The organism is Paenibacillus sp. OK076, from assembly GCF_900110055.1.
Taxonomy (GTDB): Bacteria; Bacillota; Bacilli; order Paenibacillales; family Paenibacillaceae; genus Paenibacillus.
In genome coordinates this window covers 388793-412348 of the sequence record NZ_FOCH01000002.1, presented here as the reverse complement: position 1 = coordinate 412348, position 23556 = coordinate 388793, and the positions used below count along the sequence as shown (strand labels likewise).

Annotated in this window: 23 protein-coding genes; all 23 read right to left on the bottom strand. The window is 48.3% G+C overall.

Annotation, left to right across the window (positions count from 1 at the left end):
- Positions 1-148: 148 nt before the first annotated feature.
- Complete coding sequence (locus BMY78_RS20680; RefSeq protein ID WP_090809149.1) at positions 149-1012, bottom strand: Rpn family recombination-promoting nuclease/putative transposase; 864 nt, start codon at positions 1010-1012, stop codon at positions 149-151.
- Between the two features lie 87 nt (positions 1013-1099).
- Complete coding sequence (locus tag BMY78_RS20675) at positions 1100-1996, bottom strand: helix-turn-helix transcriptional regulator (RefSeq protein ID WP_256222238.1); 897 nt, start codon at positions 1994-1996, stop codon at positions 1100-1102.
- A gap of 291 nt (positions 1997-2287) precedes the next feature.
- On the bottom strand, positions 2288-3694 hold the full coding sequence (locus BMY78_RS20670; protein ID WP_090903207.1) for an MATE family efflux transporter: 1407 nt from the start codon (positions 3692-3694) through the stop codon (positions 2288-2290).
- A gap of 353 nt (positions 3695-4047) precedes the next feature.
- Positions 4048-4935, bottom strand: a complete 888-nt coding sequence (locus BMY78_RS20665; protein WP_177185821.1) for a carbohydrate ABC transporter permease — start codon at positions 4933-4935, stop codon at positions 4048-4050.
- A gap of 30 nt (positions 4936-4965) precedes the next feature.
- Complete coding sequence (locus BMY78_RS20660; protein WP_090903205.1) at positions 4966-5847, bottom strand: carbohydrate ABC transporter permease; 882 nt, start codon at positions 5845-5847, stop codon at positions 4966-4968.
- A 28-nt stretch (positions 5848-5875) separates the two neighbouring features.
- Positions 5876-7195 (bottom strand): extracellular solute-binding protein, encoded by a 1320-nt coding sequence (locus tag BMY78_RS20655; protein ID WP_090903203.1) that lies wholly within the window; start codon positions 7193-7195, stop codon positions 5876-5878.
- Between the two features lie 111 nt (positions 7196-7306).
- On the bottom strand, positions 7307-8110 hold the full coding sequence (locus BMY78_RS20650; RefSeq protein WP_090903201.1) for a response regulator transcription factor: 804 nt from the start codon (positions 8108-8110) through the stop codon (positions 7307-7309).
- A complete protein-coding gene (locus BMY78_RS20645; protein ID WP_371129184.1) occupies positions 8079-9860 on the bottom strand; it encodes a cache domain-containing sensor histidine kinase in 1782 nt (593 codons plus the stop codon). Before BMY78_RS20645 ends, BMY78_RS20650 begins: the two co-directional genes overlap by 32 nt.
- Positions 9861-10151: 291 nt before the next feature.
- Entirely contained in the window at positions 10152-10979 is an 828-nt protein-coding gene (locus BMY78_RS20640) for a carbohydrate ABC transporter permease (RefSeq protein WP_076287389.1), read from the bottom strand.
- The gene (locus BMY78_RS20635) at positions 10979-11845 is read right to left on the bottom strand and encodes a carbohydrate ABC transporter permease (protein ID WP_090903199.1); all 867 of its coding nucleotides are present in this window, start codon (positions 11843-11845) and stop codon (positions 10979-10981) included. Before BMY78_RS20635 ends, BMY78_RS20640 begins: the two co-directional genes overlap by 1 nt.
- A 25-nt stretch (positions 11846-11870) precedes the next feature.
- On the bottom strand, positions 11871-13109 hold the full coding sequence (locus BMY78_RS20630; RefSeq protein ID WP_371129178.1) for an ABC transporter substrate-binding protein: 1239 nt from the start codon (positions 13107-13109) through the stop codon (positions 11871-11873).
- 266 nt (positions 13110-13375) lie between these two features.
- Positions 13376-13864, bottom strand: a complete 489-nt coding sequence (gene lspA / locus BMY78_RS20625; RefSeq protein WP_076287387.1) for a signal peptidase II — start codon at positions 13862-13864, stop codon at positions 13376-13378.
- Between the two features lie 123 nt (positions 13865-13987).
- Complete coding sequence (locus tag BMY78_RS20620) at positions 13988-14965, bottom strand: permease prefix domain 1-containing protein (RefSeq protein WP_090903197.1); 978 nt, start codon at positions 14963-14965, stop codon at positions 13988-13990.
- A 6-nt stretch (positions 14966-14971) separates the two neighbouring features.
- A complete protein-coding gene (locus tag BMY78_RS20615; RefSeq protein ID WP_090903195.1) occupies positions 14972-15298 on the bottom strand; it encodes a PadR family transcriptional regulator in 327 nt (108 codons plus the stop codon).
- A 161-nt stretch (positions 15299-15459) separates the two neighbouring features.
- Positions 15460-16407, bottom strand: a complete 948-nt coding sequence (locus BMY78_RS20610; RefSeq protein WP_090903193.1) for a nucleoside hydrolase — start codon at positions 16405-16407, stop codon at positions 15460-15462.
- A gap of 244 nt (positions 16408-16651) precedes the next feature.
- Entirely contained in the window at positions 16652-17056 is a 405-nt protein-coding gene (locus tag BMY78_RS20605; RefSeq protein WP_090903191.1) for a DUF350 domain-containing protein, read from the bottom strand.
- Positions 17038-18435 carry a glutathionylspermidine synthase family protein gene (locus BMY78_RS20600; RefSeq protein WP_090903190.1) on the bottom strand — a complete coding sequence of 466 codons (1398 nt, stop codon included), beginning with the start codon at positions 18433-18435 and terminating at the stop codon, positions 17038-17040. The genes BMY78_RS20605 and BMY78_RS20600 overlap by 19 nt, the downstream gene beginning before the upstream one ends.
- Positions 18436-18441: 6 nt before the next feature.
- Entirely contained in the window at positions 18442-18717 is a 276-nt protein-coding gene (locus BMY78_RS20595; RefSeq protein ID WP_090903188.1) for a hypothetical protein, read from the bottom strand.
- A complete protein-coding gene (locus tag BMY78_RS20590; RefSeq protein WP_256222237.1) occupies positions 18717-19151 on the bottom strand; it encodes a hypothetical protein in 435 nt (144 codons plus the stop codon). The genes BMY78_RS20595 and BMY78_RS20590 overlap by 1 nt, the downstream gene beginning before the upstream one ends.
- 579 nt (positions 19152-19730) lie before the next feature.
- Entirely contained in the window at positions 19731-21722 is a 1992-nt protein-coding gene (gene abc-f / locus BMY78_RS20580) for a ribosomal protection-like ABC-F family protein (RefSeq protein ID WP_090903182.1), read from the bottom strand.
- Positions 21723-21820: 98 nt separating this feature from the next.
- Entirely contained in the window at positions 21821-21982 is a 162-nt protein-coding gene (locus tag BMY78_RS32915) for a hypothetical protein (protein ID WP_177185820.1), read from the bottom strand.
- 113 nt (positions 21983-22095) lie between these two features.
- Positions 22096-22380 (bottom strand): YesK family protein, encoded by a 285-nt coding sequence (locus BMY78_RS20575; protein WP_090903180.1) that lies wholly within the window; start codon positions 22378-22380, stop codon positions 22096-22098.
- Between the two features lie 225 nt (positions 22381-22605).
- Positions 22606-23514, bottom strand: coding sequence for a ketose-bisphosphate aldolase (locus BMY78_RS20570; RefSeq protein ID WP_090903179.1), 909 nt, complete (start codon positions 23512-23514; stop codon positions 22606-22608).
- Positions 23515-23556 lie beyond the last annotated feature (42 nt).

The following is a 23556-nucleotide window of genomic DNA, read 5'->3' as shown; positions in this document are numbered from 1 at the left end:
GGAGGACTTTACGATTTGCGGGAAAACGTGAAAAAGGCCTGTACCCTCTCAGCTTGGACTTCGCTCCACTTTTTTTATACCCCAAACACAACAAAAAGAGCCAACCCGTAATTGGATTAGCCCTGGAAAGTGTAAATTCAGTTTCACATCACTGCTTAGGCAACAGCTTTTTAATTTCCTCTGCAGAGAGTCCGGAGGCTTTCACCACAGCTGACATATCTACGCCAAGTGCAAGCAGCTCACGGGCCATTTCCACTTTACCCTCTACTCTGCCTTCTACTTTCCCTTTGGCCTCACCCTCAGCACGTGCACCTTCTATCATCGACTTTTCATCGCTTAGTGCTTTCATCCGTGCATCATAAGCCATTCTCGTAGCTGCATCCTGACTCAGAAATTCCAGCGTGTCCATCGCCTTTTTTAGCATCGGTTCATTCATCGCCAACACCTCCCAGTTTGATGGATCAATCCCTTTTAAGAATAAAAGCCAGTTCACCAGGCCGCCCTTGTCCATGGGGACAGGGTGTTGATCCAGTTTGGTCAATTCCATCACATGAATTTCTATATCATCTGTCAAACCAATACCTGTATGATCTTCGCGTAAATGAAAAACATTGTGATATCGCTCATTGTCCAGACATGAGTAATTTAAAATATTGATCGTCACACATTTTTTCAAAAGATTATAGTTTTCGCCCTTCTTGATCTGGTGAGAGTACATTTCGCTCCAGTAGAACAGCGTCCTTTTTTCCATATTATACGGATTAAACAGCTGCATCTCAATGTTGATTAACTTGCCCTCCACCGTACGCGCTTTGATATCCAAAATGGATTGTTTATCTTCCGGACTATCTTTGTCCGTAAACGTGTTAATAAGTGTAATCTCCGTAAGAGGCGACTCACCGGTTTCAATAAACGTGCTGTTAAGGAAAGCTAACAAAACATCTTTACTTTGCTCACTTCCAAAAATACGTTTGAATACAAAATCCACTCGAGGATCGAGCAAATCCGTCATCCAGCATCAGCTCCATTCTTACCCAAGATTATATCATAATTCCCATACTTTCTTCAGCTTAACGTTGGACCTGCATTCACAGCTTAATCACTCTTCAAAGGACAAATTCATTGGCTCGTCCGACATCTCATACTCCGTCTCCATATGAGTCAATGGTGTATTCGGATCAACCTCTTCGAAGCGGAAACTATCCACCCACACTTTGCCTTTGCCGTTCAAAATAACCCCGAATGAGATGACCGCACTGCCTTGCGGAACATTTAGTACAATATGGTACTGATTCCATGGCTGCGTTCCCGTAATCGGTCGATCATGCATGTTATCGAATTGGAGCACATCCAGAGCGTTGTTATCCACACGCATCCATAATCCGCAGAATCCTTCAACGCGGTCCGTCTTCACAAAACCGGATAATCTCATCCGTTTGCCCACATACCTGTCCGCTTTGAACTGCTGCATCATGGTAGCAAACTCATTACTCTCCATCGGCGTAACAGCTTTCAGATAGCCCGATGACTTGCCCTGGTGTACTTCGGCAGGATCAATACCCATCTCATAATTTTGCGGATGACTTCCGGTTAACATCCACCCTTTGATCATTGACATCTCATTCATCTGTATTTCTCCTCCTCTGGTTCTTCCTTCAAATAATCTTAGATCGAACAATTTGCGAAAACGACCAGGCGGCATACCGTATATTTTCCTGAATGCCCGAGTAAAAGCTTCCTGACTATCAAATCCGCACTCCAGAGAAATGTCCAGAATACCCACATTGGTGGAACGCAGTGCAGCGGAAGCATAGCTCATTCGACGATGCCGAATATATTCCACAACGGTCATGCCAACCTCCCTGCGGAACACCCGATGATAATGATAGGGTGACAGGAGAGCTTCGGACGCCACTTCTTCAAGTCCAATATCCTCGTACAGATTCGTTTCAATAAAGTAGAGACTTTGCTGAATCAATTCACTGTATGAATTCAAATAAAGTCCAGCCCCTTTCCATATCCTTACTATACGTGAGGCTGCACATCTCGTTTTGATCATTTTTGCTAAATTGTTCTGGGGACAACCTCCGATACAAACCGCGCCCATGATCTGCACCTCTCCAAGGCAACAACGTAATGACGCACAAATTAACGAAAAAAGAGCCAACCATAAGGAGAAATGCTCCATCCCATGATTGACTCTTCTTGAATAAGACTAACGGCTCCAAGTGCGGAGCCTTTTTATTTCTATACCCCGATCAAATCGAAATTATTTTCCAAACCATCATTATACTGCTGGCACCGGCTGAGCTCCAACTTCCTCCTCATGATCCAACAGATCATGTTTCTCCCAAGCCCGGCTCTTCCAGCGGAAATACATAATGACAGCGCGTGTCCACTCGTCTGCGGCAATCGCAAGCCAGACACCGGCGAGCCCCATATGAAGCTTGAACACCAGCAGGTAGCCCAGCGGCAGACTCATGCAGACCATGGAGATCAGTCCCATGTATACCGGGAACTTCGCATCCCCTGCGGCTCGTAGCGAACCAATAATCACAATATTGCAGGTTCGCCCGGTCTCCAGCAGAAGACTGAGCAGGATGACCTGTGCGCCCAGCCTGATAATTTCCGGATTATCCGTGAACACACTCATCAGCGGAACACGGAAGAGAATAATAATCACATCGATCACAATGGTGGCGAGCAGCGCCCACTTCACACTGTCGAATACACGTTTGTATGCATCATTCTTGCGCCGCGCACCGACCAGCCGACCAACAATAATGGATGTCCCCATTCCGATCGCCATGCTGAATAGATAGATATAGCTTGAAATGTTACCCGCATATTGCCGGGTTGCCATCGCTTCAGCCCCCAGATAGGTCACGTACAGTGTGAAGACGAGCTGGCAGGACTGATACACAACGGATTCAAGCGCAGAGGGGATACCGATTCGTAATATTTTGCCAATAAACTTCTTCGAAAGGTTGATGTAATAGCCGAACTCCACCCTTACATCCATAACCCGATAGAGCAACCAGAAGAAAATAATCAAGCAGATCAGACGGCTTCCCACCGTAGAGATCGCTGCCCCTTCCACACCAAGCTTTGGCAAGCCGAAATGGCCAAAAATAAGGGCGTAGTTACCAACGACGTGAATCACGTTCATCAGAACAGAAACATACATTGTTTCTTTGGTATAACCATGCGTCCGAATCGTCGCGGCCAGCGCGTTAATCAGCGCCTGGAGGAAGATCCCGCCTCCGACAATACTTATATAAGAACGGGCAAAATCGTATATTTCACCTTGGATATGAAGCAGTGTAAGCAGATGACCTCCGAACAGAAGGAAGCTTCCGCTCAGAATCAGTCCGACAATTAGATTAAGCGTAATCGCATTACCTGTGACCTGTGCCGCCTCACTCAATTTCTTCGAACCAATATATTGTGCCACTACAATAGCAGCGCCATGTCCAATGACTTCCAGTACAAGAATCGCAATGGAGATAATCTGGTTGGCTGCTCCGACTCCGGATACTGCATTATCGGACACCGAACTGAGCATGAACGTATCCACGCTCCCCATCAACATAAACAAGAAGAGTTCCAGGAAAATTGGCCATGTTAGCCGAATCAGATTCAGATCCTTGGCATCCGAACGCAGGGACTCTTGGGTTGAGGATATTGCTGTCATTTTCTCACCTTTCCCGTGTGGGCTTTAATTCTTAGGGTATGTTAGCACAGGTAGTTTGAAAATGCAGTAGTTTTGCGAAAAAACTTGAAAGTTTTTTGAAATTCCAATAATAGGTATTTTCAGATCTTTCATTTATATAAATTGAACTAATATTATTTACACTTGCCACTCCGATGCCAGAACAACCTTCCGATCGCTGTTATCCTAGATTTTATTCCTTTCAATTTATCTAGCGCCGGGGCGATGAGCAAAAACCCTTACACATCCCTTTAGGATCGGGATATGTAAGGGTCTAAGGTTTAACTTATTTCGATGACAAGTATTTTATACGCAGGGCTTTAAACGCTTACTGATTATCCTTTTACCGATCCGGCAGCGATGCCCTCCACAATTCGATTGCTCAAAACGAGAAAAGCGATCAGGATCGGCAGGATGCTGATCATCAGTGTCGCACCAATCGCTCCCCAATCGGTTGTATACTGTCCAATAAAATTCTGCACCCCAACGGTCAGCGTTTTGTACGCATCTGTGCTGATGAACGTATTCACGAAGATGAATTCATTCCAGTCATAAATCATGTTGATAATCGCTGTCGTAGCGATCACCGAAGCTGTCATTGGCAGGACGATACGGAAGAAAATCCGATGGACAGAACAGCCGTCCATCACCGCTGCTTCCTCCACTTCCCGCGGAAGGGCGTAGTAGAAGCCAAGCAGAATCATAATGGTGATTGGCATATTAAACGCGATGTATGACAAAATGACCGACAATGGATGATCCGTAAGATGGAGCTTCAGAAACAGGCTGAACAACGGAATCAGCGTAGAATGCACAGGGATCATCATACCCACCATGAACAATCCGAGCACCAGAGAACGCCCTTTCCAGCGCATGCGGGTTATTGCGAAGGTGACCAGACTCGCGAACAGGACGGTGAACACAACGGACACCACCGTGATCCAGACACTATTGAAGAAATATAAGCTGATGTTGCCTTCCGTCCACACCTTCACATAGTTCTCCCAACGCGGAGTCGCGGGAAGGGCAAACGGTGCCATATCGAATACTTCCTGATTGTTTTTTAGCGAAAACAGCAGCAGCCATATCAAGGGCAGAATCTGCAGCAGCGCCACCAAGATCAACAGGCTGTAGAGCAGGACATAGCCGAGCCTTCTCAGCACAGTGGGTCCTGTGCCTGTTCCCGGATAGGCTGGCAACCGAACCGCAGTATCGGTCTTCACAGGGATGAACCTCCTTTCATTTCACTTGACTCAAGAATACTGAATGGTGTCCTTGGATGCTGTAGCTTTCCGAAGCAGCCAGGTAACGACCAGACAGATCACGAGCAGGAAGAAACCAACGGCACTCCCATAACCAAAGTCGAATCCCCGGAAAGCCTGATGATACATATAAGAAGCCATCACTTCACTGGAGCCATTCGGTCCACCGTCCGTCATCACATATATGAGGTCAAAGTACTTCAGCGAGCCAACGACAGCCAGCACGATCGTCACTTTGATCACTTCCGTAATCAGGGGCAGCTTGATGCGAAAGGCTATCTGCCAAGGGCTTGCTCCATCAATCCGCGCTGCTTCAATCAACGATTCCGGGATATTCTTGAGCGCAGCATAGTAGATCAGAATATAGAATCCGGCATACTGCCACAAGATCGGTACGAACAGGGCATACAGCACCAGGGATGGCTCCGCCAGCCAGGCTGGCGGATTGGCAATCCCGATTGCTTCCAGAAAGGTGTTTAACACACCATTGCTGGGATGGTAAATCTTTAGCCACAGCTGTGCGATTGCTACAGAGGACAGCAGCATCGGAATCAGATATATTTTCCGAAACAGGTTGGCTCCCTTAATTTCACCTGACAACACCAGGGCAATCATAAGATAACCGATCAGACTCAGTGCAGAGAACAAGGCCAGCAAAAAGGTATGATATGCACTCTGCCAGAACGTTGCGTCATGAAGCAATCTTGCATAATTTTCAAAACCGATAAAGGTCATTGCGCCGATCCCGTCCCACTGCATCAATCCGTAATATCCGGTCAGCACGATCGGGATATAGATCAGTACCAATAACAGCAGCAGTGCGGGAAGCACGTACAACGCAGCGACTAAACGGCTGGACATGACTTTATCCATACAATATCCTCCCTATGAGCGTTGTACGTTAGTTGCCTTTGTCAATCGCTTCCTGATGATTCTTCACAAATTCCTCAGGAGTGACCGCTTTTCCGAACAACGCCTGGATCATGTCCAGATGGACTTGAGCTGCGGTCGGTTTCATCTGCACGTCGGCGAATAATGTCAGGCTGCTGGCCTGATTCAATTCATTCAGCAGGTCAGTGTAAAGCTGCGGCAGTTTTACTTCGGCTGTATCCACTTTTGTTGCCGGAATTACACCCGCCTCGGTTACAGAGCTTTCGCCCCATTTTTCTACAAAATATTGAACGAATTTTTGAGCTTCATCCTTCACCTTGGAGTTCTGTGCGACGAACAAGCCTACACCCGGGCCGCCAACCCAACTGTTAATATCGCTTTTGCCAACATCCATTGTCGGGAATTTGAAAAATCCGATTTTATCCTTGAACTCCTGCGGGACATCCGGATTGGTGGTATAGTTCGGCAGTTCCCAGGTGCCCATGAGGTACATGGCAGCTTTCTCATTCATGAATTCCGATTTGCCTTCATCATTGGACAGGCCGTTGTAGCCTTTGTTAAAGGCGTTCATATCCACCAGCTTCTGTACTTCGGCTGCCGCCTGGATCAGGGCAGGATCGTCAAACTTGCCTGTGCCGTTGATGGCCTTCTCCAATGCGTCCCCGCCCAATCGATTGGCCAGATACATATACCAGAGAGATCCGGTCCATCGATCCTTGTTGCCGAGAGCGATGGGAACCACACCATTGTCTGTCAGCGTTTTCACAACATTCAGGAATTCATCATATGTGGCCGGGGGCTGCAGATTATATTTGGCAAAAATGTCTTTGTTGTAATAGATCGGAGATATGTTCAATTCAATCGGGAGCGCATAGGTTTTGCCGTCTACGGCATACGCTTCGGTTGTTCCGGCAATGAATTTTCCTTCGAGCGAACCACTCAGGAGGTCATCCAGCGGAGCAAACAGATTGCCCTTCACATAAGGCTCCAAAAAACCCGCTGCCCATGTTACGCCTACATCCGGGAGTTCATTGGATGCGGAAAGGATTTTCAATTTGTTCTTATATTGCTCATTCTCCAGCACTTCCTGTTTGATGGTCACGTTGGGATGATCGGTCTGGTACTGTTTGATGATCTCGTTGACCAGCTTATTCTGCTGTGCAGAGCTGCCTGCTGGCCAAAGATGCATAAACTTGAGGGTCACTTTTCCGTCAGAGCCACTACCGCTCGCTTCACCCTCTCCGTCAGAACCTGAATTGCTGCATCCGGATAAAAACACGGCGAGGATAAGTGTCAATGTCAGTAGCATTGCTATTGGCTTTTTTCTCATATTCCTAACCCCCTGTAATGGTTATTCGGTTGATGTAACCGCTTTAATAAAATTGTAGCATGGGTACATCTCCCCCATAAGACCAGGATGATTTGGAAAAACTCCACTATTTTATGGTAATTCAGTCTCTTTACGAACCGTAATGGAATGACGATATTTGCTTGGGCTGAGCCCTTCGAGACTTTTGAATACCTTAATAAAATATTTATCCGTCTGGTAGCCGACCTGTTCGGCAATCTCCGAGATGGGCAGAGTCGTCTGCACAAGCATCTCCTTCGCCCGCTGAATACGCGTACGGGTTAGAAATTCGCTAAAATTAATCCCGATCTGCTCCTTGAACAGAACGCTAAAATAACTTGAGTTCAAATGCAGCATATCAGCGATTTCCCGCAGAGTAACATGCTCGCTGAGATGGGCTTCCACATAAGCAACAGCTTCACTGATCTGGGGATTAAGCCTCTGGTCTCCCCGTTCCTTGGCATCCAGCAGCTTTGGGTCAACCAGCTTCTGCATCGTTTGAATACGCCGCTGTTGGTCCCTGAGTTGCAAAGCTTTCTCTACCGTCTGAATCAGCTGTTCCTTCTCAATCGGTTTAAGCAGATAATCAACCACACCCAGTTTGATGGCCTGCTGGGCATATTGGAAGTCGGCATGCCCAGACATAATCAGCACGACTGGCTTGCTCGGAAACTGCTGCACGGCTTCAACGAGCGACAGACCAGAGAATTCTGGCATGCGAACGTCTGTAATTAAAAGGTCCGCCGTCTGTTCCCGGAGCCATGCCGCTGCCTCTACTCCACTTGCCGCAGTTCGAATTTCATTACGACCTGCTGACCAACCTTCCAGCGTCTTGCGAATGCCTTCTCGTGTACGCGGCTCATCATCAACGATTAGAATCGTTCTGCCATGAATCATATGCACCCTCCGTATCCTTCGGAATCTCAAAGCGAATAACAGCCCCTTCACCGACCTTGCTCGTAATGGTAAGTCTGCACAATTCCCCAAGCTGACTGCCAAAATAAAGCTTCAACCTGCGATGCACGTTAATCAGGCCCACGCCTGTTCCCTTGTCGGAAACAGCAGGTCCACCATTCAATGCGCGAACAACAGATTGAAGCCGAGAATCATCCATGCCAGGTCCATCATCCCGAACTTCGATATGGACCAGACCCTCCTGCGTGGAAGCATCTACATGGATGCTTACCTTTCCCGGTTCGATTTTGCTCTCGATCCCGTGAAGGATGGCATTCTCCACCAAAGGCTGTATGAGCAATTTGGGAATTCTCACGGTGCGCATCGCTTCACTCAGTCTGATCTCCCATTGCAGCCTTTCTCCCAGCCTCATCTCCATAATTCGAAGATAACGCTCCGCATGCTCCAGTTCTTCGGCAACCGTAACCCATTCATCCTGATTGGGACTGGAGATAATGTAGCGAAATAGGCGGGACATTGCCACAACCATACGCGCCATTTCCTCATCTCCCTTGTCATCAAGTGACCAGTAGAACGCCTCCAGCGTGTTAAACAGAAAATGAGGATTAATCTGCGACTGCAGAGCTTTCAGTTCTGTTCGTGACTGCATGATTTCCTTCTCGTAGATCTCCTCGGTCAACTCGTTCAGACGATAAACCATCTGATTGTATACTTCATTGAGCCTGTGAATCTCCATCGTTGAGCTGAACATAATGTTAGGCTTCATGGCTCCCGGACGTGCACTGCGCATGGCCCTCATCAGACGGGTGATGGGACGTGTAATCATGGTCGACAAGAGAAATGACATAATGAGGAACAGCACGACGCCAAACAAACCGGAAATAAGCAGTGCCATCCGAAGAATCGATACGCCCTCCGTCGTCTCGCTCACAGGAGTAAGAACCGCGAGTGTCCATCCCGTCATTTCGGAATGCTGTCTGACGACGATATAAGGCTCATCCCGGGTCTGGACAACAGAGCTGTCACTGCTTAGGAGTGCCTCCACATCCAGACTGGCCTCCAGATTGGAAGTAACTACGCTTCCTGCCGCATCCACCAGCAGAATTGAATCCTCTACGTCGTCCTCAGCATCCAAGTCATTCAGTTGAAAAAAGCTGCGCTGCATCCGCACCACGACATAACCGCCAGGTTCAAAAGCCCGGTCCATCAGACTGATTCGCCGAATAGCCATAATGACTCCGGGATCTTCCGGGTCGGGGCCGACCCAGACCAGCCTGCCCTTTTCCGCGTCTGCCTCCGCTATCCAGTTACGTCCGAGCCTTCCATCCAAAGATCGGTCATCCATGGGAAATATTCTGCTGTAAGTTGTCGTATAGATTTCCAGACTCTGCACACCGCTCATAAAGGAGGGATAGCTGCTCACAACCTGCAAGAGCGCTTGACGTTGATTAAACGTAGCCTGTTCCCCACCCTTCTCATTGCTCAGCAAACGCTGCACATAAGAATCATCAGCCACTTGGGCCGTCAACGAGTTAACCTGTGCGATTAAGGCATCCAGTCTGCCATTGGCCTGAACAGCAGTTTGATGGATATGCTTCTCCGCATTGGTTTTCAGCAAACCGGATACCCGATCATAGGCGACGATTCCTGCAATAAATAACACCACCAGCATCACCAGTACAAAACCAACAAAGATCTGATTGCGCAACGAGTTCCATCTGCCCCAATTCACTCGCAAACTCCATTCTCCTCCCCGCATGTAAAAGAAATCGCCACCCGTTTCTCATGTTGGGTGACGATTGAGTACAAGTATGCCGGAATCCATCATCGCCAATTATTGAAGCGTTTACACTTTGGCTTATTGTTCTCCTTCACCAATCTTTGTTTATTGATTAAACTAACGACTAAAAAATAGCACAGATTCCAATCTTAATCAATCACTTAAATACAGGGCAGCACCACAAGCCAGAAGCTCATGAAAACAAAAAAGGAACGGACTCCAAGAGTCCGCCCCTATTCTTCATTATTTCACTGAGCCTTGCGTTACACCGTTGATGATCCACTTCTGTGCAAACAGATAAATGATGATCATTGGCAGCAGCGCCAGCAGGTACGATGCAAACGCCAGGTTGAAGTCGGTATTGAATTGACCCTGGAACACATATTGTACCAGTGGTAGTGTGTATTGTGCCGGGTCGCTAATAATAATGAGTGGCAGCAGGAAGTCATTGTAAGTAGACAGACAAGTTAGGATACCAACCGTGGCACTGATCGGCGCCATCAATGGGAAAATGATTTTCCAGAACGTGCCCCAAGTTGTCGCTCCATCTACAAAGGCTGCCTCCTCCAGCGCTACCGGAATGGACCGAATATAACCTACATACACAAATACGTTAAAGGCGAGACCATACACCGTATGCAGCAGGATAAGACCCAGCAAATTGGTCATTTCCAGTGATGCAGTCAACTTAACAATCGGCAGCATAATGATTGGAAACGGAATGAACATCGCGCTGACGAAGTAATAGTACAGCCCTTTGAAAAATTTCCGTTTCTCCATATTACGCGCAATGGCGTAAGCGACCATGGAGTTACTGAGCAAGGTCAGAATGACTGTTGACGCAGTAACAATGGCACTGTTACGGAACGATTGGAAGAAGTTTGTCATATCTATTGCACTTGCAAAGTTCTCCCAGTGAAGCGTCGTCGGAATAGCAAAGACGGATTGGGCCATTTGCTCCGGATTCTTCAATGCGATCGTAACCGTCATATATAAAGGGAACAGAATGAATAAAGTACCCAGAACAATCAACAACATAACGGGCCAGTTGGTACGTAAACGGCTTCTCATTACAGATCCGTCTCCCTTCTTTGCAGGAACCGGATTTGCAGAATCGAAATCACCGCAATAACGATGAAATAGATAACCGAGTTCGCAGATTGATATGCATATTCGCCGCCTTCAAATCCACCCGTGTAGATCAGGTGGGAGATGGACTGTGTTGCCCGTCCCGGTCCACCATTCGTCAAGGCTACGATCTGGTCAAAGACCATCAGTGAGTTTTTCATCGCCAGCACCATATTAATTGTGAAGAACGGGGCAATTAGCGGAAACGTAATGCTCCAGAATTCACGCCATTTGCCGGCGCCGTCCAGATTTGAGGCTTCATACAATGTCGTAGGGATCGTCTGCAATCCCGCCAAATACAGAATCGTATTCAACGCGACGGATTGCCATACCGCCACAATCACGATCCCAATCCATGCCAGGCTTTCGCTGCCCAGAATGTTGGTGGATAAGGCGTTGATGCCTAGGTTCTGTCCCCAGATTGGGAATACGTTGGAGAACAGGTAGTTAAATATGTAACCCACGATCAATACACTCAGGATATTCGGCAAGAAGTAGATGCCACGGAAAAAGTTACGGAACTTGATCTTGGCATTCAGCCCGAGTGCAATGAGCAGGCTCAGAATATTCGTCAGGATCGTTACAACGATCGCAAACTTGAAGGTAAACCAGTAGGCATTGCCTACATTGTCATCTTGAAACAGATTGAAATAGTTTTTGAATCCAACAAAATCATAACCTTTACCGAATCCGTTGTAGTTCGTAAATGAATAATAAATCCCCTGGAGGGCCGGCAGCGTCATAAACACGAAGAACAATACTACCGCCGGAACCGTCATCCAGTAATAAGGCGCGATGCGCTTGTTCATACTCCATCCTCCTTCGGACAAGGCGTTATCGCCGATTCGCTACCTTGTCCCATTCTTTGTCGAGTGTATCCAGATAGTTGTCGATATTCTTGTTCTGCAAAAAGGACTGTACGATGGAATTCAGCTGCACCGCAGCCGGAATATAGTGATCGGCGAAATCGATAACCTTGCCCTGCTCAATGTAAGGTGTCAGTTCCTGTACAGCAGGATCGTCTTGTTTTACACCTTCCACCGCAGAGAACAGCGTCTGTTCCTTAATGTACTTGCCTATATTCTCAGGCTCCAGCAGAAACGCGATGAACTGCTCGGCCTGCTCCTTGTTCGGTGTATCTGCTGCAATGGTAAACAGGGAGTCGATTCCGTTCACCAGCTTGATCTTGCTCGGATCGTTGCCTGTCGGGAATGGGAAGAAACCAATGTCCACATTCGGGTTGGCTTTGCGAATCTCGGAGATGGCCCAGGTACCTTGGATGTACATATACGCTTCGCCATTGGCAAAGGCACGGTTACCATCCGAATACGCTTTACCGAAGTTGTCGCCGTGACCGTAATTCATCAGCTCCAGCTGCTTCTCCGCAACCTCGCGGTATTTCTCCTTGAAGGTCACCTTGTTCTCGCGACGCTCCAGGTAGAAATCAATACCAACCAAGTTAGGTCCGAGTGCATTGAACGGCAGATTGGTCTGCCAGTCATCCTTGTATGTGAAGTAAAACGGAATTTTACCCGCATCCTTAATTTTTTGGGCTGTAGCAATCAGCTCGTCCCAGGTCTTGGGTACGTCCAGACCCATCTCTTTAAACAACGTTTTGTTGTACATGATGCCGTTTGCATTTGTTGCGTAAGGGACACCTGTTACTTCATCCATACCCGTGACATCCTTTAGCATCTGTATGTAGTTGGGATCAATCGTTTTCAATAGTTGGCTGTCTGTCAGATCGGCGAAAATATCACTCTGTGCAAGAATGGAATAGGTATCGGTTGCCCCCATTGCCATAATATCTGGCACATCGTTCTTCACCACACGTGTCTTCAGCACCGTCTCCGCGTCAGGTGGATTCACCTGAGTGACCTGAATATCGGAGTGTTCGGCGTTGAACATTTTGATTAACTCGTCAAAGGTTCCTTTGGCTTCGGGTTTATTCTGAAAAAATTCAACCTGCACTTTGCCGTTGGCATGATTCCCGCTGGTGCAGGAAGACAGAAGTACAGCCGTTATTCCACAAAGCAGCATTATCCCGAGTGCCTTGGTAAGCGATGTTCTCATTTTGTACCTCCCTCAGCTTATATACGTAAAGATTTACCCATTAAATTAGTGAAATAACCACGTGGTTAATCCTTCCATCGTTTTATACTTAGAGCGTTGACTATAATGTGTCCTATTATTCCTAAAACGGTTTCGATCAAATTGAATCAGGCCCACTGAGCGCGAGTCCGTTCATCGACATAACAAAAAAGGACATCGGAATATCTCCAATGTCCCTCATGTATTCAGTTACCACTACTTACATCAAAGCTGTTGTTAACTCTTTATCAACGCTCTATTTTCGGCAAAGCATTACGTAAACGCTTGGCTCGGTAACTCTGAAATGCACGGATTAACATGCCGATGACCAGCATAACCACACCAACATTAATGGCTACATCCGCCAAATTGAGAATACCACGTCCCGACGGAAATACAAGAAAATCCGTTACGCGTGCGTAGATAAACCGATCGATTGCATTACCCAAAGCACCACCGACCATGAAACCGGCACCTGCCTGCATCCAGAAACCGCGAATCTCACCTTTTCTCCGATAATACATTATGCCCGCCACGAACAGAATGGCAACCACACCGAACAAACGCGCATTCCCTTGAAACAGGCTGCCTGCCATTCCGCTGTTCTCATAATGCTGCAATTGCATTCCCGAGTCGCCAAGCCTCATCGTGTCGCCAACTTCCATATACATCCTCACCGCCATCTTGGTTCCCTGATCAACCAAGGTCACCAGCAGTGCTACAAAATAAAATAACATCGTGCCACTCCTCCTGCCGGACGCTCCAAAGTTAAACTAAAGGTCTCCGCTGTAACTTTTCCTTCACTTTAACACACCCGAAGCGTAGTCACCAAGTGGGTAGCGCACGCGCATTGCAAACCATCAGGAAGGATTTTTCCGTTTTAATATATGATAGGTATTGCTGAACATGCCGAACAACACACCTGTAATCGGAAATATGGCCCAGTTAACGTCCCATCGCTGGTATACAAAGCCCGTGAACAGAAATAACGCCGTAGCCAATGGCCATACGATTGCCCCCACTGCGCCTACCATTCTTTCCTGCTCCTTCTTATCAGCACTAAAGTGTGGCTCCTCCAGCAATTTCGTGTAAGCCCCCTGGATATTGCCGTAATAAATGAACAGGAACACGCCCACCGCTGCCATTAACATAAAGAGAGAGACACCGTAAGATGCGTAGTCATCGTTAATATATGCACCCGCGAAAATAAAAACGGGTGACAGCACGCACAGACCGACGCCTGTAATGATTGAAACGCGGTACGTCAGCGCGAAATGGGCCTGACTGCGTTGAAGTGACATCTTGAGCGCATAGGGCAACTGAAATCCCTTCTCCATATACTTAAAACGATCAAGCTTCATCCCGCTGTGAATAAACATGCCGACTGCAAAGGCAATCAGTACAAACATCCCGATGAGCCCCAGCAGGCTGCCCGTTTCCATCGACCCTGTCATGGACTTGATATTGTTGTGTTCAAAAAATGTATCAAGGAATATCAGGAAGGCCACCCCGGATGCGCAGAGAAAAACACCAAGTCCTGTCCACAGACCCACACTGCGTTTGACAGCAGCATAATCATAAGCCTCTTCCTCCGTCAGCACAGGTGCTGCTTCCTCAATCCCGGCTGGTTGAATACCAAGCTCAGCTGTTAACTCCTCGATATTGCCAAATTCCGAAATCACAATACCAATCGCCTCATTCTCCGATTTACCCGCCCGCTTCAGTTCCAAGTATTTATCTTCCATCCCCGAGAGAAGCTCCTGTTTCAAATGCTCCACCTCGGAGGTCTTCGGCAGACCAGCAAACATGTTTTCCAGATACACCATAATCGTCTCCATGCTCTGTCACCACTCCCTGATAAATAGATTCACAACCTCCTGCGTAACCTTCCATTCCTCGCATTTTTCCTTGTAATAATCGAGGCCGAGCGGCGTGATCCGGTAATACGTACGCCGCTTCCCAAGACTCTCATCCTGGTAGAATGATTCAATATACCCGTTCTTCTCCAATCGGGTGAAGGCAGAGTATAGTGTCGTCTCTTTCATCACATACTTCTCATCTGTCAGCTGCCTGATGTTTTTGGAAATCTCGTACCCATACGACTCCCCTTCCAGCAGCATATAGAGAATTAGCGTATCGTTGTAGCCGCGTATAACGTCACTGCTGATCACAAAAGGTAATCCTCCTCCGTTACTTCATCTGTCGTAGTAGATGAAGTATATCACAATTTACTACGACAGGTGAAGTAGTTAGACCTAAAATAGGCAAAAAAATCCGTACCTGGAATAGGCACGGATGATATATACGTTTATTTGAGTTGAAATCCACCGTTTTATTGAATAGCAGAGAGCACATCCAGCAGCATGGATTTGAACTTCGGACGGTCAATGGCCTCACAGACGCGTACATTCGGCTCTTTGCCAAAACGTCCGTTGATATCTACAACGCTATATCCACGTGTTAACTCTCCTGCTGCTTCTACATCCACATAATACTGACCGGATTGGGTCATGAGCGACTCATCTGCGGCAACAGCCATCAGCAACGTATCCGGGTGAGTGGTGCCATCCAGTTTATGTACCGATTTGTTAAACTGCATAACCACTTTGTTGATGGCTGTGAAGAAATCGGCACCAGATGTACTCAGTGCTGCAATTTCCGCGTGATCATCATCATCCATAACAGAATACTGCGTACACATCTCCCAGCCAACCATGGTGGTCGGAATGCCTGCATGCAATACAATTTTGGCTGCTTCCGGATCTACATAGAAGTTATACTCCGCGGCTGGTGTGATATTACCCAGTGCATTATTCGTTCCACCCATGATGTAGAGGTGGGCAATCTCCGGAATAATGGTTGGGTCCTTCTGGATTGCCATCGCAATGTTGGTCAGGGGTGCAATGGCCAGAAGCGAGATTTCGCCCGGATGTGCGTGTACCTTTTCAATGATAAAATCAACCGCATGCCCTGCCTCTGGACGCTGGTCTGCCTTCGGGAAATGGGCTCCGCCCATGCCGTCATCGCCATGTACGTCTTCCACCGTGCGGTGCTGGGCCTTGCCATAGGCCATCAATGGGCGTTCGCACCCTTTGTACACAGGCACCTTGCCGCCTTGCCCTGCTACCTGTACCGTGTACAGCGCATTTTCAACCTCCTGGTCAAACTGTACGTTCCCGCCGGTAATCGTAATGCCCTCCACCTGGAAATGGTGCAGTGCCGTCAGAATCGCAATCGTATCGTCTCCTGCTGTATCTGTATCGATGATGACTTTTCTCATGATGCCGCGCTCCTTCTTGGTTGGATATCATTTAGAACGAACATATAACACTACACTTCAGCACTCCGTTTACAGAACAATCTTACGATCGCTGTTATCCTCAGATTTTCTATATACCTTCTCTCAAAGGTAAAAATCCGATGATAAAGGCGAACGCTCCGCTTCTCCAGATTTTTTCTGTCCTCTTCGTTAATGTGTAATTATGATATTCAATCTAACTTATCGTTTATCGCTAGGGTTTATTTTACATCAAAAACGTACCGATGACGATGGAAACGCCGATGATAATCGAACGCAGCAGCTGAGCTACCGCCATATTGCCTCGTGCGATTTCGTCACATACCCGCATCTTGGGGGTAAGGAAGTCAAATATAATATAGACCAGACACAAAATAATGATTCCCAGCGCCGACCAGAGCAGCATATCCAGCCACGAATGCGTAGAAAAGGACACCATGCCCACAATGATACACAGGCCCAGCAATTTGCTGCCCATATACATACCTGCCGCCTCGTTGCCCTTCGCGATTTCCTCGCTATCGTTATACCGGGTCAATTGGCTAAAAGCGAAATACCCGCATACCAATACAACCAGCAAAATGCCTATACCTACCGCTACATTCAGCAGGTTCAATCCCAAATTGTCCATTCCTTCTCCTCCTCATCATCCATCCGTTCATTGACCACAGCCGCACAATAATAGGCCATATCTCCGGTTACCTTCTCCCCGATCCGGGGCAGCACACCGGCAAAACGTCCACCGATGACAAAGACCCCTGTAAGCAAATAACCGCTGTATTCGCCATCCTCTGTCTGAATCACGGCCTGTTCCATCGGTACCAGCTGCTGATATATTTTAGGCTGATTATTATAGTAGGCTGCGATTTCCTCATCTTCTTCCAGGTCGACTATGGTGTCGGAATTCGTGTGGACGTGCAGCTGATGAAAAGCAGCCGTTTGGCCCGCATGATGATCCGATCCCTCACCCAGCAGCGAGGTGCCTCGACCTTCTCGGCCCCAATAGCTTTTGGCCACATAAGGCATTGCGCTCCATTCAAATGGCCCGGCTTCAAAATAAGTCGGCAGCAGATAACGTGAAATCGTCGCTAATTCTGCATCGTTAAACAGCCGAAACCCGCAATACTCCGGGGTTTGTTCATTGCGTTCATAGAGTGACCAGATCGCCGCCATGAAGCCCTTGCTCTGCATCAGCACATGCTGTGCAGGATTCATCAGGCCCAGGCGGCCATTCTGAACCAATTCAAGCAGCGCTGCGCCGATGTCCACGCCGGTCGTTTCATCTCGATCATCGATTAGATATTCCAGGGGATAGAGCCGGTACAGAAGGTTGATCTCGCGTCCTTGATGGTAGAGCGCCTCCCCTGGAACAATCTCCAACTCCTCCAGTGGAGCGTAAAACGTTTCATACCCCGCCTCCTGGCACAGCTTCATCAGATACTCGGTATTGGTCCGATCCTCCACATGCTCCCCAAACGAAGTAAAGGTCACCGAGCCCAGCAAACCCTGCTGTGCGTAAGCATCTAGCCAGCGGCGAAAGCATTCCCGGATACATTCATCCATTCCTATGGACGGAGCATGGAGCGATGTTTTTTCAGCCATCCCCACCAAAAACCCTTCCAATGCAGCTGCTTCAGGTATGCCGGTTGGGGTATCCGTATTATTCTCAATACATTTAGGCCCGGCTTCTCCGATAATCCAGTCCTGCCGAGTGATCCCGCCTGTCACCATCTCCATACGCGCAGTCGGAATCAGCCCGGGATGAATGCCCAACTGCTGCTCCAGAAATGAGTCGGGCATGTATTGCTGAATAAAACGCATCACCTTGCAATAGATCCCGTCTACAGCCTCAACTGCCGTACGCAATTCCTGCATCTCCTCAGGGGAATAGACCGTCAACGCAGGCACACAATATTGCTTGCCATACATCCGATGGTAAGGAACCTGCTGCCCTGCTTGGCCTCTGAATACTTCTTCATGACTGAACGGCAGCTGGTATATATGCCTCATCAGGTTCTAACCTCCTGAACTGCGGAAGAAGCTGCCAAAGCCGCTCGATTTTGAACTGGATTTGCTGTAGGAGCTGCTGTCCTTATTGCTCCGATAGGACGACCCGCCACCGTAGTAATAGTGCCCACTGCTGGAGTCATATTCACATCCGGTATCGTATTCCGGGTCACATTCGTCGCTATTGCTGCTGCAACCGGATAATACGGCTGGCACTGCGAGCATTAGCGAGAAGGCAACCAGCTTGGCACGTGATCCGGGTTTGGGTTTGGAATTGTCATCCATTACAGATCCACCTCCTTCATCAAAAACAACACTTTCTTGCGATCCGCATCCAGCACGGAATACACAAATTCATAGGTCGTACCGCCCCGCACCATGTAATGGTCCAGCAGTTGCTCGGCAAGCTCCATCGTGTACGATGAGGATTCTGCCAAGTCCAATTCCTGAAATGCACTCCCATTCCAGAGCATATATTCAGCACTGTACATGGAGGTCATTTTGCACATCGCCAGTGCAGCGTCCGCAATCGCTGTACCGTATTCCGCAGGTTTTTGATTGTCATACTCGGTCACGTAGACTGCATGCTCCCGACGATCCTCGCATTCATTGGATAGATGCACCCATAGCTTATTTTTCATCAGGGTCGCATCGACCAGCTTGCGCATGAACAGCTCATCGCGAGTAACCGACACCTGCTCCAGTACACCCGTCTCCACCTGCCGGTCATCCGACCAGTTCCGATAAGTCATTGAATAATAAATAACGATAACCTGCCTTTCTGTGAGCTCTAAGAGGAGCCGTTTCCATACACACAAACGTATTAAACGCATGAGAAGGAAAAAAGTTACACTATTCCCGATGACATGTAAAAAAGAACAGGTTATCGATTCTGTTCCCCAAGCATGGGACTCAAGCGTTAACGAATCTCACAAGCCTTATATGGGGATTACATGTGAAATACAGATTTTAGCGAACCTGAGAGATGTTATTACGGAAAAAAACGGCCCAAAACAACGATAACCTCCACTTTATGAGGGATTAACATCTCTGTGGTTCGTTAGATATTCGATGTGTGGATTTTGAAGCCAATAGGATCTCCTCGGTTCGTTAGAATGTCGGATACTTGAATCCGTTGAATCATGGGGAGTCGTCCCTGAAGCGCAAAAAAACTGCCCCAAAGCCAATACATGACTTATGAGACAGCCTCCTTGCTTGCTCAAGATGCTAGCTCCTATTCTAATCCTATTGCTATTGCTGTTTCTGTTGCCAATGCCCTTCCAGCTGACACGTATGGCTTATAATTCGGCCCATTGGGCGAGCAGTTCATTGTATTCCGCCGACAATTGCTCTCGCTCGTTCCACATCTGTTCCAAAGCAAACGGATCATTCGCCACCGTTTCGAGCTGTTGATCCAGTTCCCGGAGCCGGGTCTCCAGGTGTGCCATGATCTGCTCCAGCTTCTCCGCAGTACGCTCGCTGTCACGGCTCTTTCCAGTGTTCCCAGCCTGGAAGAAGGATGGATTATTCAGCTTGCCTGATCCCGCTGCAGCCGCAATCCCGTGAGAAGAACCCCCTGCTCCTGCCCCAACGGCAGTACCTCGGGGTGACGTCTCCGCTCCTGCTGTAGCCTGATTTGTCGCGGCTGCGCGGGCTTGCAGATCAAGCTTCTTCTCGCGATAGGCTTCATAATCTCCAAGATAAGCAGTCATCCGCCCATTCTCCAGTTCCCAAACACGGGAAGCGAGTCGATTGACGAAGTAGCGATCATGGGAAATGGCAAGCACCGTGCCTTCAAAATCAACCAGCGAATCTTCGAGTGCTTCCCTTGAAGCAATATCCAGATGGTTGGTCGGTTCATCCAGCAGCAGCACATTCGGCTTGCGCTGCACCAGCAATGCAAGCCTTAGCCGTGTCCATTCACCGCCGGATAACTGTCCTACCGAGCGAAATACATCTGCTCCATAGAATAGATACCGGGCCAAAATGCCGCGTGCTTCTCCTTCTTCCACGCCCGCTTCCAGACGGAAGTACTCCAGCACATTCAGCTTCGGATTGGAAGGCTCCTCCTGCTGGGCCAGATAACCAACATCTACACGTGCACCCCACTCCAGGTTGCCTGCACTTGGCTGTTCCTCTCCAAGCAACAGCTTGAACAACGTTGTTTTGCCTGAACCATTACGTCCAATAAGGGCAATTTTGTCGCCATATTCGAGTAATCCTGATACACCGCGCAGAATCTGGCGTTCTCCATAAGCCTTTTCGACCTGTTCCATAACGGCCACCCGTTTTCCCGTACGGTCTGTAGGATGTACATCGAAGTCGGCGTTACGCCGCTCCAATACCGGGCGTTTCACCTGTTCCATCCGTTCGATTGCTTTACGCATCGAAGCCGCGCGCCGGAAGAACTTTTCATTACCCCCGACTCGGCCCCATTCTTCCAGTTGGCGGATCGTTTCTTTCATTTTTTTGATCACCTTCTGCTGCTCCTTGAACGCCTCAAATTGCTGCAGCAGTCGTTGTTCCTTCACTTTCATATATTCCGTATAACCACCAGCTGACGTCTGCGCTTCTCCATCTTCCAGCTCCAACGTCCGGGATGCTACACGGTCCAAAAAGTAGCGATCATGTGAGATCAGGATAATCGTACCTGTGTACTCGCGCAAAAATCCTTCCAGCCATTCCACCCGCTCCAGATCAAGGTGGTTGGTCGGCTCATCCAGCAATAACAGATCGGGCCTTACAATTAGCTGTGAAGCCAGCACAACCCGGGTCTGTTCACCACCAGACAACGAACCAAAACGCCATCCGTAATGCTCCTTGGCAATATCCAGACCGCCCGCCACCTGATCGATCCGGGCATCCATCTCATATCCACCCTCACGCTCAAACTGTTCCTGCAATGCCGCGTACCGCTTTAATAGTCGTTCCAATTGGTTCGGATCGGCTACACAGTCTGGATCGGACATCTGCTGCTCCATATCCTTCATTTGACTCCGGCACGCCATAAGCTCTCTGAATCCAAGACTCAGCACATCAAGCACCGTGTAATCGTCCATTCCTTCCGGCACCTGAGCAACGTATCCGATACGTGTATCCTTCTTGATCATCAATTGTCCTTCATCTGGCTGGTTCAATCGTGCCATCAGACGCATTAATGTCGTTTTGCCGCTTCCGTTGCGACCGATCAAGGCGACCTTGTCGCCTTCCATAATTTCAAACGTAATGCCATCCAGCACCAGATGTGCTCCGTGGTATTGGGTCAGTTGTTGTGCACTAATTATCATCATAATAAGGTTCCTCCTATGGATTGGAAGATCCTGACCGCAACACAAAAAGAGCCGCAGGAGGTTAGCTCCGCGGCCCTTCAGAATTCAAGCAAAATTGCTTATCGTCCGAATGAGGTCAAGGCAGGCATCTTCTCGCAAATGTTAACTTCCGTATATTCAAAATTGGACAGACTTCTCCCGTTGGTCAGAAAAGTATGAACAATGCCAGCCATAGCAATCGGCAGCTGGCTAATACGGTTGTTAAACATCTCGTGATTCACCTGTCTTCACCTCCCTTGTCATAATTAATGTCAATATATCACAGACGAATGTATTCCTGCAACCCTCCCGTCCGCCCAATTCACTCTAACTGTACCGCAGCTTAACCCTGCGATTAATTCCTTCTCCGACGCCGAAACACCACATCCATGATCGCCACCGTAATGAGTGTCAACATCCCCGCTGTACCCAGCGATACGCCAAGCAAGGCATAACCAATGCCGTTCCACCCGCCAATATCGATGCTAATCATGATCACAACGGCTCCGCCGAGCAAGGCCACACATGGCAGTATATATTGGACCCCGGTCATTCGACGTCCCTGCAATCGATAGATCACCCACTCGATCAACAGCAGTACAACCCAAACAAGGAGTATCCATAGAACTAGTCCTGTCATTGAAACGCCCCCTTCTCCTAAGCTCAGCTCGTTTCTCACGATTCCAAACTGAAGCTGATATCCGTTGACTTGAGATATGAATATGACAGGATTGTATCACATCATAAAGCCCTTCATTCCACAAACATTTGAGTTCGTGAATGAGGGCTTCCTGATTTTTATGTGATGATGAGATTGGCCAATTACTCAGGGTTCCTTGCGCCTGGTCACCAGCAAGCGCAAGCCTCAGTAAAGGCTGACACTTTCAGCCTGGCGCTGTTCATAACGCAATCCTTTGTACAAATCGGCTTTGCCGACCGAATGGAACAGCTCCATTTTATAGCGAATGACGTTTCGGGCCTCAGTAATGCATTCCGGGTAAATCGCGTTAGGGTCCCATAACTCGGTTGTGCTTAAAATCTCGCGAGCTTTTTTGAAATATGCGTGCTTCATATCGCTGGATATATTGATTTTGCAAATGCCCAGCTGAACGGAGTCCGATACCTCCTGATCCGGGTTGGCAGAGCCACCGTGAAGAACGAGAGGAATATCGACCAATTGGCTGATTTCTTTCAGAATATCCATTTGCAGCTCCGGTTTGATGTGCTTTGGATATATGCCATGGGCTGTACCGATAGCCACCGCGAGAGTATCGATTCCCGTACGGGCTACAAAATCCTGCGCCTGCGCCGGGTCTGTGTAAGTGACCACCGATACGCCGCCTTCAATCGAGTTGCCGGTCTGACCGATCGTGCCCAATTCCCCTTCAACCGATACGGAAGCAGCGTGCGCAATCTCCACCGCCTTTTTGGTCAACGCCACATTTTCTTCATAAGGGAGCAGAGAGCCGTCAATCATGACAGACGTAAATCCACACTTGATCGCCCGGATGATATCAGCAATGGAGCCGCCATGATCGAGATGGATCACCAGCGGAACATGGCTGGCGAGTGCACGCTGTCTGGCATACGCCAGAAATTCATCCGTCAGAAATTCAAGCTCCGTGGGGTGAATGGCGATAATTGCCGGGGAATTGGAATGCTCCGCCTCCTCAATGACCGCCCTTAAAAAGGTGCTGTCCGCTACGTTAAACGCGCCTACTGCAAATTTGTGTTCTTTGGCTGCTTTAAGCAATTCCTTCATCGTAATCAACATAAGCTCACATCTCCCTTGGATGGTATTCAAATTAATATTCGT

Coding starts and splice junctions, on each gene's coding strand:
- BMY78_RS20570 (WP_090903179.1), bottom strand. CDS start 23,514: ATGTTGATTACGATGAAGGAATTGCTTAAAGCAGCCAAAGAACACAAA.
- BMY78_RS20630 (WP_371129178.1), bottom strand. CDS start 13,109: ATGAGAACATCGCTTACCAAGGCACTCGGGATAATGCTGCTTTGTGGA.
- BMY78_RS20610 (WP_090903193.1), bottom strand. CDS start 16,407: ATGAGAAAAGTCATCATCGATACAGATACAGCAGGAGACGATACGATT.
- BMY78_RS20600 (WP_090903190.1), bottom strand. CDS start 18,435: ATGAGGCATATATACCAGCTGCCGTTCAGTCATGAAGAAGTATTCAGA.
- BMY78_RS20635 (WP_090903199.1), bottom strand. CDS start 11,845: ATGAACAAGCGCATCGCGCCTTATTACTGGATGACGGTTCCGGCGGTA.
- abc-f (WP_090903182.1), bottom strand. CDS start 21,722: ATGATGATAATTAGTGCACAACAACTGACCCAATACCACGGAGCACAT.
- BMY78_RS20640 (WP_076287389.1), bottom strand. CDS start 10,979: ATGAGAAGCCGTTTACGTACCAACTGGCCCGTTATGTTGTTGATTGTT.
- BMY78_RS20655 (WP_090903203.1), bottom strand. CDS start 7,195: ATGAGAAAAAAGCCAATAGCAATGCTACTGACATTGACACTTATCCTC.
- BMY78_RS20680 (WP_090809149.1), bottom strand. CDS start 1,012: ATGACGGATTTGCTCGATCCTCGAGTGGATTTTGTATTCAAACGTATT.
- BMY78_RS20670 (WP_090903207.1), bottom strand. CDS start 3,694: ATGACAGCAATATCCTCAACCCAAGAGTCCCTGCGTTCGGATGCCAAG.
- BMY78_RS20660 (WP_090903205.1), bottom strand. CDS start 5,847: ATGGATAAAGTCATGTCCAGCCGTTTAGTCGCTGCGTTGTACGTGCTT.
- BMY78_RS20595 (WP_090903188.1), bottom strand. CDS start 18,717: ATGGATGACAATTCCAAACCCAAACCCGGATCACGTGCCAAGCTGGTT.
- BMY78_RS20620 (WP_090903197.1), bottom strand. CDS start 14,965: ATGGAGACGATTATGGTGTATCTGGAAAACATGTTTGCTGGTCTGCCG.
- lspA (WP_076287387.1), bottom strand. CDS start 13,864: ATGTTATTTTATTTTGTAGCACTGCTGGTGACCTTGGTTGATCAGGGA.
- BMY78_RS20575 (WP_090903180.1), bottom strand. CDS start 22,380: ATGACAGGACTAGTTCTATGGATACTCCTTGTTTGGGTTGTACTGCTG.
- BMY78_RS20650 (WP_090903201.1), bottom strand. CDS start 8,110: ATGATTCATGGCAGAACGATTCTAATCGTTGATGATGAGCCGCGTACA.
- BMY78_RS20605 (WP_090903191.1), bottom strand. CDS start 17,056: ATGGACAATTTGGGATTGAACCTGCTGAATGTAGCGGTAGGTATAGGC.